Raw genomic sequence first — 13,152 nt, 5'->3', positions numbered from 1 at the left:
GAGGGCGTGGGTTTATATTAGTGAGCTGACTGTTATGGATAAATATCGTTTTCCATACATGACTGTTCAGGTATGCTTAACAAATGCCAATAGATCCTTCTTTACTCTCATCACTGACGTGGTTTGCGCATGTCGCCCGCCATCGCAGTTTTACCAAGGCTGCCGCTGAAATGGGGGTCACCCGTGCTGCGCTGTCACAACATATCAAAGGGCTCGAGCAGCGCCTCCAGATCAGGTTGCTGAATCGCACAATCCGAAATATGTCGCTGACCGAAGAGGGCCAGCGTTTATTCGATACACTTCAACCATCGTTGACTGATATTGAGAAGGTGCTGAACGAACTGAATGATCTGCATATTGAGCCCGCCGGACTCATTCGGATCAGTGTGTCAAGGACGGCGGCCCGCCTGCTTATCGAGCCACATCTGGGGGAGTTTTTATCCCGTTATCCGAGAATTCGCCTTGAAATGGTGATGGATGATGGTCTGACAAATATCGTCGCCGAAGGTATGGATGCCGGGATACGTCTGGGGATCAGCCTGGATGAACACATGGCAGCGGTGCCTGTTACCCCAAATCTGACCAATGCGGTTGTGGGGTCGCCGGATTACTTCAGGCAACATGGTAAACCTCAAACACCGGATGATCTGGAGCGGCATAACTGCCTGGCCTACCGTTTTACCTCGAGCAGTACCCTTGATCATTGGTCGTTAACATCGCCACATGCCGACAAACACACTGTGGTCTTTGAACCCAGGGGAAATGCGGTATTCAATGATGACTCCAGTATGATCCAAGCCGCAATCCAGGGGGTTGGGCTTATCAAACACATTGATTTATGGGTATTAAAACACCTTGAAGAAGGCAGGTTGGAGCGGGTGCTTACCGATTGGTGCAAACCCTTCCCCGGATTTTACCTCTATATCCCGTCACGAAATAATATGCCCAGGAAAATCAGAGTATTAATGGATTTTTTAATAGAAAAGCGTGAATTTCTCAAACCGGAAGCGCTGCGCCGTTTGGATTAACCGCCGGGCCCCATCGACCACAGTGCTGACGATGCATCTTGTCAATTGGACTCCCGGGCGGCAGCGGACAACCATTGAAAAAGGCGACACCAGGTCGCCTTTTGTCATTTGAGTGATAAATCGACCAACTGCCTAGCAGCCAGAGGGCAGGTCTGAACCTAATTACAAATCTATGCCAAAGCCAATAATAAACTGGTAATCGTTCTTGTCCGGCATGATGCCATTGCTGCCTGCCTGAGGATTGCCTGTGTGATCCCAGACTACAGACAGGTCCAAATCGAATATGTCGGTCAGATCCACTGACAGTGAAGCGATGGCGTGATGGCTGTAGCCACCTGAATCTTCGCTGGAATACTGCAGTTGATACTTGGTGGTGAAGTCGACATCACCGGACAGCTCAGTATCAAACACGGTTTCCAGCACCACAGAAGCGCTGCCGTCGTGCGGCTTTGCGCCGGTTTCCACCTGATCAAAACGGGTGTAAGTGTAGGCTGGGCCACCACTGATACTCCACTCGGTTTTTTTGCTGTCGATGATGTTGTAACCCAGACCGGCACCCAGAGTAGCCTTGTAGTCAATGTTCAGAAACGGATCTTTGTAAAGCTCGGCAAATACCGGGCGCACATAAAATTGTTTGGAAATGAACCAGTCGAAGTTGGAGTTCACCCTGTGATTATTGACCGTGCTGGTACCGTCACTTTTGGTGTAATTGCCCAGATAGTCGGCATTAAAGCGCGACTCAGTGGTGCGGCGGGTGGTTTTGGCGCGGGCACTGTAGTCGATTTGGTCTGTGTTGCCTGAACGAATGTTGGCGCCCAGGGAGATTTTGGCCGACCAGTAGTTGGCCTCACTTTGCTCTCCGGCGATGATAGTCATGATCTGGCCCGGGTCAAACTCCACACCATCCAGATAGCTGCGTCCATCCTCGACCAGAAGTTTACCGCTGCGGGTCGACAGATCGGTAAAGCCAATACTCACTGTGCCGGCACTTTGCAGCAGTTTGACGTCTTCCCAGTCGATCATCACGGTATCGAGCTCGTCGCTGTCAAATTCCAGTTTGTCGTCGTACAGGGTTTTGATCTCACCACGCAGCAGCTCGTTGGATTTGAGCTTCAGCCAGTCTTTGTGGCTTTGCGCCGGTGGGCGAATAGAGGTTTCAGCCTGGGCACCAGGCAGTGACATCAGGGTACTGACACTGAGTGCCAGCGCGGTATACAGACGGCGGGAATGGATAACAACAGACATGGAAAAGCGGCATCTCCTGAGCGGCTGGATTTGAGCCAAAAATGGAAGCGCACATTGTAATGAAATAACGCCCGGCTTCAAGTCGGGCAGCAAATTCATAACATGTTGATTTCAGGAGAATGTTGTCAAACTCTAACGCGGTTGGCGAAATCTTGAGCGTTAATCCGGGGCGTTGACAGCCTGGCTGATCCAGGGCTGCATCCACTGCGTAATCTGCTGCTGAGCCTGTTCATTGGGATGAATACCGTCGCGTTGCATCAAATCGGGGTGGGGCGCGATATCTGTCATAAAGAAGGGGATCAGGGCAATATCATAATCGTCGGCCAGCTGATGGTAGACCTGATTGAACATCCTGCTGTATCTGGGGCCATAGTTGGGTGGCACCATAATTTCAGTGAGCAGGACAGTGGCACCAGCCTGCTGGCCAAGGTCAATGATTTTTGTAAGATTTGATTTCAACCCGGCAGGATTGAAACCTCTTAGTCCATCGTTGCCACCCAGTTCAATCAGCAATACATCAGGATGGCTGGAATCCAGTAACGACGGCAGTCTGCGCAGACCTCCGGCAGTGGTTTCGCCGCTGACAGAGCCATTGATAATCTCGTGCTCAGGCATGGCCTGCCTTAATAAATTGACCCAACCTTTGGATTCTTCCATGCCATAGGCCGCGCTTAAGCTGTCACCCAGTATAAGGACAGATGCAGCTTTGGCTAAATTGGGTACCATAAGAGCCAGTATCAGCAGCGCGAGCGATATGCTGCGAACGAGGAAATTTTTGCCAGTGAAGGAAGGTAGATCAGTGAACAGTGCCATTAATGTCAGTCGCCTCTGTAAATCCGTTACTACTCAGGAGGGAGAGCTTTCTATCCTCGATGGCATAGAGCTTGATGTCAAGCAGGGAGAAAGCGTCGCAATTACAGGGCCTTCCGGTTCTGGCAAGTCAACTTTACTGGGGCTGCTTGCGGCACTGGATACGCCGACACAGGGGGAAATCTGGCTTGATGGGGTGGCGCTGAGCGGCCTGGATGAAGAGGCCAAAGCGGCGCTGCGTAAAGCCAAACTCAGTTTTATTTTCCAGTCTTTTATGTTGGTCGATACCCTGACGGCCCTTGAGAACGTCATGCTGCCGGCTGAGCTGGCGGGGATAAAAAATGCCCGCCAGAAGGCGCAGGCTATGCTCACCCGGGTCGGACTGTCACATCGTCTGGGACACTTACCCAGGCAACTGTCCGGTGGTGAGCAGCAGCGCGTTGCCATCGCCCGAGCATTTATCAGCGAACCCAGAGTACTGTTTGCTGACGAGCCGACCGGGAACCTTGATCCGGTCAACGGTACCAAAGTCGCCGACATGCTGTTTGAAATGAACCGGGAGTCTGACACCACTCTGGTGCTGGTGACCCATGATCTGGCGCTGGCAGAGCGTTGTGGCCGGCAATTGGTGATGGAAGATGGCCGCCTGACTGAAGTCACTCCCCCGTCCGCTGAGGCGGAAAAACCACAGTCGGCCCCGACAGAGCAAGGGCCATCAGAGCGACATTTATCAGCGCAAGCGCCATCAGAGCAGCAGGTTGCTGACTCAACATCCTCACAGCAGGAGGTGAGGGCATGAGTGGTACGCTGGCACTGCGTCTGTTTCGGCGCGAACTGCAGCAGGGACAGCTACTGCTGATCATTCTGGCAATCATGCTGGCGGTATTGTCTGTCAGTGGGTTGGCCGGGGTGAGTGAGCGGCTGCAGGCGGCTATTAATGGTCAGGCGGCCACGTTCATCGCTGCCGATCGCATCATAGATTCCCCTGAGGCTCTGCCTGACACTATGCTGGACAAAGCCAGCGAGCTTGGGCTCAGGCAGGTCACCAGCATGCGCTTTAACTCCATGCTGTTTGGCGATGACGGCTTTCAACTGGTGACCGTCAGAGCCGTGGGACCCGGCTATCCGCTTAGAGGTCAGATAGAGCTGGGCTCTGGCCCCACTCAATCACTGCCCGGTGACGGTGAGCTTTGGTATGAAAGCCGGCTGGCGCGACTGCTGGGGATGCAGGATAAATCAACACCGGCCAGCATAGAGTTGGGCGTAGCGCAGTTTCGTTTGAGCGAAGAGATCCGCCGTCTGCCCGATGCGGGCTTTAATCCCTTCGCTTCTTCGCCCGTGGTGCTGATGCGGCTTGCTGATGTAGCCCAAACCGGCATTGTGCAGCCCGGCAGTCGGGTGACTTATCTGTACCAATTTGCCGGCAGTGCAGATGCGCTCAATGCCTTTGAGCGTTATGCCAGGCCTTTGCTGACCACCTCTCAACGCTGGGTGGATGTCAAATCCGGTGACTCGCCCATTGCCGGGGCGGTGCAGCGGGCCGAGCGGTTTTTGCTGCTGGCCAGTTTGCTGGGGATAGCACTTGCCTGCGCGGCCATCGGTATCGCGGCCCAGCGGTATTGCCAGCGTCACTATGACGTGGTGGCCATGCTGAAAACCTTCGGTGCTTCCGGGCGGCAAATTCGCCAGCTGTTTGCGCTACATCTGTTGCTGGTGACATGCAGTGGCATCCTGCTTGGGCTGATGGGCGGTTGGTTGCTGGATCTGGGGATCAGCAGCATGTTGCCGGCGCAGTTGGCCGCCTATGATCCCTCCTGGCTGAGGCCTTTGCTGCTGGGGATTAGCACCGGGCTTATCAGTGCCTTTATGTTTTCCGCTTACCCGCTGCTGCGGTTACTTGCCATTCCCCCGCTTAGGGTGCTGCAGCGACAGCTCGAAGGCATGTCTACCGGGGCCTGGTTGCATCTGCTGCTCAGTCTGAGCGCCATGGCGCTGCTGGGGTATCTGTATTCAGGTTCGCTGGCGCTGACCGCGACCGTAGTGGCGGCTGTGTGTGCACTGGCGCTGCTGCTTGGGGCTCTGGGCTGGCTGATGGTGCGCATGGGGCACAGTGTTGGCCTTAAGACCACCAATCCACTGCAACTGGCGCTGGCCGGGCTGCGTCGCCGCGCCAGACAAAATGCGGTGCAGCTGGTGGGATTTTCCACCGCATTATTGTTGCTGCTGGTGATTTTGGCGCTGAGGCAGGATCTGCTCAACGAATGGCAACAGCAATTGCCTCAAAATGCCCCCAACTATTTTCTGGTGAATATCGCCCCTGAGGATGAGGCGCCGCTGGCGACATTTTTCGACGACAATGAGATCCAAACGACCGATATCTATCCTGTGGTGCGCGGTCGCCTGAGCGCAATCAACGGTGAGGCACTGATCACCACTGAGCAGCAGGAGTCAGGTGTTGTCGGCCGGGTAGGGATTGGCCGGGAGCTGAATTTGACCTGGCGTGACAGTTTGCCGCCCAACAATGATCTGCTCAAGGGGCAGTTCAATACAGGTTCAGGTGAAGTATCGATAGAAACCAAGGTGATGGAGCGCCTGGGCCTGCAACTTGGGGATGAACTGACCTTCACCATAGATAACCGGGATTTCACCGTGACGGTTACCAGTGTCCGGGCCGTCCACTGGGAAACCCTGCAACCCAATTTCTTTATGATTATGCGCCAGGAAGATTTGGGCCAGTTTGCCCATACCTCCATGGTGTCTTTCCATCTGGATGACAGTCGCCGGGCGCTGGTAGTGGATTTGATCAAGGCATTTCCCACTATTTCTGTACTGGATGTGGGCGCTATCGTCGGCCAGTTGCGGGAGATCATCGAGCAGGTATCGCTGTCACTGTCGCTGGTGTTGGTGCTGGTAGTGGCGGCCAGTGCGCTGGTGCTGTTTGCCCAGACGGAAGCGGGAATGGCGACCCGTCAGCGGGAACTGGCGGTTCTGCGCACCTTTGGTGGCAGTGGCTGGCTGCTTCGCAGTGCCACCGCGCTGGAATTTGCGCTGCTGGGGGGTATTGCCGGAGTGATTGCCGTACTGGTGGCAGAGCTTACCCTGTATTTGCTGAAAACCCAGGTGTTTGAACTTAATGTGTATATGCACTGGGATTGGTGGCTTTTAGCGCCGTTGGCTGGTGGGACGCTGGTCGCCGCGCTGGGGCTGTGGCGTTGCCGCCGTTTGCTTCGACAAAGTTGCGCTCAGCTGCTGCAATCCTGAGTGGTGTTCAGGCGGCTTGTGGGAAGCTGTTATTGGGGGCGCAGGCAGGCGCCCCGGTATAGTTCCCGACAGTCTGTATTGTCTTTATCCTGTCGTCATCTTGCTCAGGTCATCCTCCTCGCGTTGTTACCCCCATCCGCATCCTGTTTTTAGTGCTCAAGACTTAAATATTTCCCTGTGTTTATCGTGTGAGGTTTCGCCGAATGGCAATTCGCAGCGTCCATGTTGCTGTCGCCGGGTTCCCCTGAGTGGCGGATACGCCGATATGGGCATAAGTCGTGCCAGACATCGGACTGTTGTGGCTGTGCTAAGGTTAATCAGAGGTTCTTGCTGCAAGGGACTGTCTTTCGAGGTCAGGATGAAATCATTTACACAAAGTCTGGTTTGCCGGTTTTCCATCAAACAACGTCTGGGCATTATTTACGCCATGCTGCTGCTGATCGTCATCGGTCTGGTGAGTTTGTGGTTGACCGATACTTATCGCCAGGTCGCGGGGTTTGAGGAGAAACTCAATGGTCTGGAGCTGTTTGCTCCTCTGTATCAGGTGGTGGAATCGGTGCAGAAAACCCGCGGCCTGACCAATCGCTACCTGGCCGGTGATGAGAATGTACTGCCGTCCATCCGGGAGAATCAACTCAGGGTGGAGGAGGGGATAAATCAGATCCAGATCTGGGGTGAGCGAGGCAACAATTGGCGCACCTATCCGACCATTCGCAGTCAGTTTGACACGCTCAAACTGACCTGGCCGCAGCTGACGGCAACGGCCTTTTCAAGGCCTCCTGCTGAAACCTTTGCCGCTTATTCCGATTATGTGGGGCAGTGGCTCAAGTTCTCCAATCTGGTGATCCGTAAAACCGGCCTGAGTTATGACCCTGAATACCGTGCCAGTTATCTGGTCGCCATGTTGTTCCGGGATGCGCCGGTGATGGTGGAGGCCATGGGGGTGAGCCGTGGGTTGGCATCGGGCTTACTGGCCAGTGGCAAACCCCTGACCAATCTGCAGCAGCAAAGATTGGCTATGGTGTCATCGGATTTCAATTATCAGGTATTGGCCGATTCACTGATGCTGGCGTTTGATACCTGGGAGGCAGTACCTGAAGAGTTGCGCAGTGAAGCGCAGGCTTCCAAACAGGCGATTGCGGCCTACTCACAGGCACTGGCCGATGTATTGTCAGGCAAAGGTGGCGGGGTGACATCAGCGGAGATTTGGCGTCTGGGGACTGACTCCATCACGGCAACCAACACGCTGGTGATGAAAGCCCTGCCGGCGCTGACACAGATGCTGGTCAGCCGTATTTACGCCGCCAAGCAGCGACTGTACTGGATCCTGGCATTATCGTTACTGGTCGGCTCGCTGGCATTCTGGGCGATGTTGGCCGTATTGCGGGATGTGTTGTCCAGGCTGCATCAGGTGGTAGCTATTTTTGATGGTATCAAGGAAGGGAATTTTCATCAGCTGATTGATGTCAGTCGGCAGGATGAGCTGGGACGGGTGATGCGGGCGCTGGAAGATATGAAGGTGACACTGGCTCAGGCTGCCATTACCGAAAAACGACAACGTGATGAGATCCTGAAGGTGCAGCAGGCACTCAATCAGGTCAACACCTCCATTATGATGGCCGACAATGATCGCAACATTGTTTATATGAACCGGGCAGCCAAATCTCTGTTTGGCAATATCCGGGATAAGGTGAGTAAATCGGTTTCCGGTCTCAAGGGGGCGGATATTGAGAGCATGAACATGGATATGTTTCATACCGCCCCCAAACATCAGCAGGAGTTGCTGGCCAATCTCACCCATCCCCATAAATCCCATGTGAAAATCGGCGAGTATGGTTTTAACCTCACGGCGGCTCCTGTTTTTGGCGAAGAGGGAGAGCGGATGGGCACTGTGGTGGAATGGGTGGATGTGACTGAACAAATTGCCTCGGAAGAGGATATTGAACACTTGATTGAAGCGGCCGGTCAGGGAGATTTAACCCAGCGTATCAGCCTGGACGGCAAGTCCGGTTTTTATCTGGATGTCGCCAGCAAACTTAACCGTCTGATGGAGCAGATTTCCAGCGCCGTGGATGAAACTGCCAGAGTGCTGGACGCGCTGGCCTGTGGCGAATTGAGAAAAACCGTCAAAGGTAACTTTCAGGGCGTATTTGGTAAGTTGCAGCAGGATGCCAATACCACAGGTAAAAAGCTGACGGATGTGGTGTGCAAGTTGCGGGAAGTCGCATCGGCGGTGACGCTGGGCGCCGATGAGATTGCAGCGGCAAACCGGGATCTCAGTGCCCGTACTGAGCTGCAGTCAGCCAACGTGGAAGAAACCGCAGCCAGTATGGAGCAAATGGCCACAGGTCTGAAAAGCACCTCAGAAATCTCGCGCAATGCCAATGAACTGACCCAGAATACTACCCGCAAGGCCAGTGACGGTACCAATGTCGTCAACAATGCTATCGAAGCCATGCGCGCCATTGATGAATCCAGCCAACGGATTGCCGAAATCATTACCGTTATAGATGAAATTGCGTTCCAGACCAATCTGCTGGCGCTCAATGCTTCGGTGGAAGCGGCCCGCGCCGGTGAGCAGGGACGGGGTTTTGCGGTAGTGGCCGGAGAGGTCAGATCCCTGGCGCAGCGCAGTGCCGCAGCGGCCAAGGAGATTAAACATCTGATTTCAGACAGTGTTGAGCGGGTCAAAACCGGCAGTGAGCTGGTCAATGACTCAGGCAGTAAACTGGAGCAGATCCGCGACTCTATTGGAGAGCTGGCCAATATGATTGCTCAGATAGACATTAATGCCAGAGAGCAGGCCAATGGCGTGGAGCAGGTGTCGGTGGCCGTCTGCCAGATGGATACCTCAACTCAGCAAAATGCTGCCATGGTTGAACAGACTGCCAATGCCAGTGCCATCATGGCAGATCAGGCCAAACACATGATGTCGCTGTTGTCCTATTTCAGCTTCGATACTACGCAGGCAACGGCTGAAGTGGTTACCGATATCAGTCGTCGTTCTTTGAAACCGGCCAAAGGTAAGCGGGGGAAAAAGGGCAATGGCATGCGCCCTGCGGCCGGTGGCGAAGATGGGATGATCTGGGATGAGTTTTAATCCTGCCTGAGGTGTGGCAAGGATATGACTGACAGTGATAAGGTCCGGCAATGCCGGGTCATTTATTAGCCCGAAGTCGTCAGTTGAGTATGCTGCGCGGTAATCTATCCGCTGAATTAGTGCAATCGGTAAATAGGGTTGTATAAAAAATAGTCATGAGACTAGGTTTAACTCATAACCCTCCCACAGATGAGCCGTCGATCTGTGACATATCAACCAACACGACAGTGGGGTGATTACCATGTCATTGAAAGGATCCAGGACAGAGCAAAATCTAAAAGACGCCTTTGCCGGCGAATCTCAGGCCAATCGCCGTTACCTGTATTTTGCCTCTAAAGCAGACGTAGAAGGTTATAATGACGTTGCTGCCGTCTTTCGCTCAACGGCAGAAGGTGAAACCGGCCATGCGCATGGTCATCTGGAATATCTTGAGCAGGTGGGCGATCCCGCTACCGGACTGCCTATCGGGGCAACCTCTGATAATCTCAAATCTGCCATCGCCGGTGAAACTCATGAGTACACAGATATGTATCCCGGGATGGCGAAAACTGCCCGGGATGAGGGCTTTGATGAGATTGCCGACTGGTTTGAAACGCTTGCCAAAGCTGAGCGCAGTCATGCCAATCGTTTTCAGAAAGCTCTTGACCAACTGGATGCCTGACGGGCTGATGCTCGGGGAGCTGCGGCTCCCTGAATATGCCAGATGGAGGTGGTTATGAGCCGAAAAGAGGGGAGTCTGGAAGCGCCAACCCGGCATCCGCTGGACTGGCAATCACCGGTGTTTTATGACCGTGAGGCATTGAATACTGAGTTGGAAAGGGTGTACGACATTTGTCATGGATGCCGTCGTTGTGTATCCCTTTGCAATGCCTTCCCTGTGCTGTTTGAGCTGGTGGATGAGTCCGACACCATGGAAGTGGATGGTGTCGCCAAAACGGATTATAACAGGGTCGTTGATCAGTGCTATCTGTGCGACATGTGTTATATGAGTAAATGCCCCTATGTCCCCCCCCATGAATGGCAGGTGGATTTCCCTCATCTGATGCTCAGAGCCAAAGCCGTCCACTTTCATGAGCAGGGTGCCAGATTCCGCGACCGGCTGATTACCAGCACCGATGCCATGGGCAAAGCAGCGTCCAAACCTGTGATCAGCGCTATCGTCAACGCTGTTAATCAAAATGGTTTATTCCGACAGGCTTTGGAGTCCTCTCTGGGCATTGCCAGTGATGCCCCTTTACCCACATACCATTCCAATACCCTGCGTAAACGTGCAACCATCCTTGCCAAACCGATCATCGGAGCTCAGGTTGGCGAAACGACAGGTAAGGTTGCCCTGTACGCGACCTGCTATGGCAATTACAACAGTCCTCATCTGGCAGAGGATTTCTTCAGGGTATTTCAGCACAATGATGTACACCTTGAAGTGGTGCCCAAAGAGCAGTGCTGTGGTATGCCCAAGCTGGAACTGGGGGACTTGCAGGCCGTAGCCAGACTCAAAGAGGCCAATATTCCGGTACTGGCCAAACTGGTCGACCAGGGGTATGACCTGATTGCCCCGGTACCTTCCTGTGTGTTGATGTACAAACAGGAGTTGCCGCTGATGTTTCCTGACGATCCGGACGTACTCAAGGTGCAGCGGGCTTTCTATGATCCCTTTGAGTATTTATTTCTGCGGCACAAAGGCGGCGCCTTGAAGCTGGACTTCAGGCAGGGCCTTGGAGATATCAGTTATCACGTGGCCTGTCATCTGAGAGTACAGAATATCGGTTTGAAAACCCGGGACGTATTAGCGCTGATCCCGGATACCAAAATTAATGCCATTGAGCGTTGCTCGGGGCATGACGGTACTTATGCGGTAAAGGTCGAAACCCGGGACGCATCAGTCAAAATAGCCCGTCCGGTTGTCCGCAAAGTGGATGAACTCAGGGCGTTGCACGTTGCCAGTGACTGCCCCATGGCTGCGACCCATATAACTCACCTGTCTGAGTCAAATCAGCAGCCAGTGCATCCCATGACGCTGCTGCGACACGCTTATGGATTGTGAACATCAGGAGACAGCAATGCTGACCCATGAAGACTTATGGTCACTGGAAGAGTACGCCCGGCGCCGCAGCGATTTTCGGGCTCAGGTGATGGCACATAAACAGCACAGACAAATCGGTATTGGCGAGCATGTGCGTTTACTGTTTGAAGATGCCATCACCATTCGCTATCAGGTGCAGGAGATGCTCAGAATCGAACGGATCTTTGAACCTGACAGTATTCAGGAAGAGCTGGATGCCTACAATCCGTTGATCCCCACTGGTTGCAATTTGAAAGCGACCTTAATGTTTGAATACACAGATGTGCTGCAGCGCAAACGCATGCTGACTTTACTTAAAGGCGCTGAACATAGAGTCTGGCTTAAAATCGCCGGACATACGCCTGTGTATGCCATCGCCGATGAAGATCTGTCCCGCGCCAATGAGGAAAAAACATCCAGCGTCCATTTTTTGCGTTTTGAGCTGCCGGTGGCTGACCGACATGCTCTGATAGCTGGGGGCGAGGTGATGCTGGGGATTGACAGCGAATTTATCGAGCCTAATTTTACATTGCTTACCAGTGACACTTGTCAGGCACTGAGTGCCGATCTTTCCTCGTCCGCGCTGCAATAATATCAGTGCCTGTCACCTGAACCGTTGTGCTGCGGCCGGTTATAGATTGCCAGCCATTGAGTGGTGATCATGATTGGACGTTGGCACAATTATTCGCGAAAACCTCTTCTGTTCTTGGTTGTGGCAGAAAAGGCTGAGCCTTAATCCACATGCCAATATGAAAACAGCGATGCACTGTGCATCGCTGTTTGAGGCACTCACTGACTTCCAAACCTTTCCAGCCAGTGAGTGTCCGGCTTGCTGATAGTATTTGCTGACGCTACCACCAGTCGTTCAGATTTGTTGGAGCGCTGAAGCACTGTGTTGCTGGAGTGTCCACACTGTTCTATCAGCACGGTCATTTCAGTATGGATAATCAGCATAGTGCACGAGCCTTGTTATCCCAGTGCCAGCCACAGTCCGACGCCGACCATCAGAGAGCCGGCAATGCGGTTCATCCAGCGGATGTTATTACCCCGCTGAAGGAATAAACGCAGGGTTTTACCACCGGAAGCATAGGCCAGCATTGAACTGAACTCGGTCATTAGAATGATGAGTACCAGAGCCGTCAGCTGCGGGGCCACCGCCTGCTCAACATTGATGAACGGAGGCAGTAAAGAGATCATAAAGGCCCAGCCTTTGGGATTGGCTATCGCGGTAATAAATCCCTGGGAGATCAAACCTATGTTACTTACCTCTGGCGCAATGCCATCGACAATGGCCATCTTGCCACGGGCGCGCCACATATTGACCCCGGTGTAGATCAGAAATGCGCCGCCGATCCATTTCAGAAATTCAAATACCACAGGGTACTTCAGCATCAGGGCTGCGACCCCCAGTACCGCGGAAACGGCAACCAGAGCAACACCCATAAGCTCACCCAGCATCATCCACATGGTCCGGCGGACGCCAATACTCATTCCCAGAGTCATGGCAAGAGTCATACACATTCCCGGTGTAATCGCGACAAAGAAGAAGGTGGGAATAAACACCGCAAGCAGCGCAATGTCAGGCATAAATGATACTGTCTATTTTATACAATTGATGGGGAAAGGGATTTTAGAGGATTCCCGAA

Annotated in this window: 10 protein-coding genes; 7 read left to right on the top strand and 3 right to left on the bottom strand. The window is 53.4% G+C overall.

The features are described 5' to 3' along the window. Window positions 1–83 precede the first annotated feature (83 nt). Window positions 84–1,028: a LysR family transcriptional regulator gene (locus ACRRUX_RS12705; protein WP_432530847.1), complete on the top strand. Its 945-nt coding sequence runs from the start codon at window positions 84–86 to the stop codon at window positions 1,026–1,028. Window positions 1,029–1,190: 162 nt separating this feature from the next. Here ACRRUX_RS12705 and ACRRUX_RS12700 read toward each other — a convergent pair whose 3' ends face one another. Next, a complete protein-coding gene (locus tag ACRRUX_RS12700; protein ID WP_432530845.1) occupies window positions 1,191–2,273 on the bottom strand; it encodes a DUF481 domain-containing protein in 1,083 nt (360 codons plus the stop codon). A 159-nt stretch (window positions 2,274–2,432) separates the two neighbouring features. Continuing rightward, a complete protein-coding gene (locus ACRRUX_RS12695; RefSeq protein ID WP_432530843.1) occupies window positions 2,433–2,999 on the bottom strand; it encodes an arylesterase in 567 nt (188 codons plus the stop codon). 28 nt (window positions 3,000–3,027) lie between these two features. On the opposite strand from ACRRUX_RS12695, the gene ACRRUX_RS12690 reads away from it, so the two are divergent. From ACRRUX_RS12690 to ACRRUX_RS12665, 6 genes are all read left to right on the top strand, one after another. Beyond that, window positions 3,028–3,882: an ABC transporter ATP-binding protein gene (locus ACRRUX_RS12690; protein WP_432530841.1), complete on the top strand. Its 855-nt coding sequence runs from the start codon at window positions 3,028–3,030 to the stop codon at window positions 3,880–3,882. Further along, on the top strand, window positions 3,879–6,344 hold the full coding sequence (locus tag ACRRUX_RS12685) for an ABC transporter permease (RefSeq protein WP_432530839.1): 2,466 nt from the start codon (window positions 3,879–3,881) through the stop codon (window positions 6,342–6,344). Before ACRRUX_RS12690 ends, ACRRUX_RS12685 begins: the two co-directional genes overlap by 4 nt. Window positions 6,345–6,702: 358 nt before the next feature. Further along, window positions 6,703–9,444 carry a methyl-accepting chemotaxis protein gene (locus tag ACRRUX_RS12680; RefSeq protein WP_432530837.1) on the top strand — a complete coding sequence of 914 codons (2,742 nt, stop codon included), beginning with the start codon at window positions 6,703–6,705 and terminating at the stop codon, window positions 9,442–9,444. Between the two features lie 241 nt (window positions 9,445–9,685). Then, window positions 9,686–10,105: a rubrerythrin family protein gene (locus tag ACRRUX_RS12675; RefSeq protein WP_432530835.1), complete on the top strand. Its 420-nt coding sequence runs from the start codon at window positions 9,686–9,688 to the stop codon at window positions 10,103–10,105. Window positions 10,106–10,159: 54 nt separating this feature from the next. Continuing rightward, window positions 10,160–11,488: a heterodisulfide reductase-related iron-sulfur binding cluster gene (locus ACRRUX_RS12670; protein WP_432530833.1), complete on the top strand. Its 1,329-nt coding sequence runs from the start codon at window positions 10,160–10,162 to the stop codon at window positions 11,486–11,488. Between the two features lie 16 nt (window positions 11,489–11,504). Then, complete coding sequence (locus ACRRUX_RS12665) at window positions 11,505–12,098, top strand: DUF3501 family protein (protein ID WP_432530831.1); 594 nt, start codon at window positions 11,505–11,507, stop codon at window positions 12,096–12,098. Between the two features lie 377 nt (window positions 12,099–12,475). On the opposite strand, the gene ACRRUX_RS12660 is transcribed toward ACRRUX_RS12665, so the two are convergent. After that, entirely contained in the window at window positions 12,476–13,093 is a 618-nt protein-coding gene (locus ACRRUX_RS12660) for a LysE family translocator (protein ID WP_432530829.1), read from the bottom strand. Window positions 13,094–13,152 lie beyond the last annotated feature (59 nt).

The sequence above is a fragment of the Shewanella sp. GXUN23E genome (assembly GCF_050865035.1).
Taxonomy (GTDB): Bacteria; Pseudomonadota; Gammaproteobacteria; order Enterobacterales; family Shewanellaceae; genus Shewanella.
This window is presented reverse-complemented; position numbering and strand designations above follow the sequence as displayed.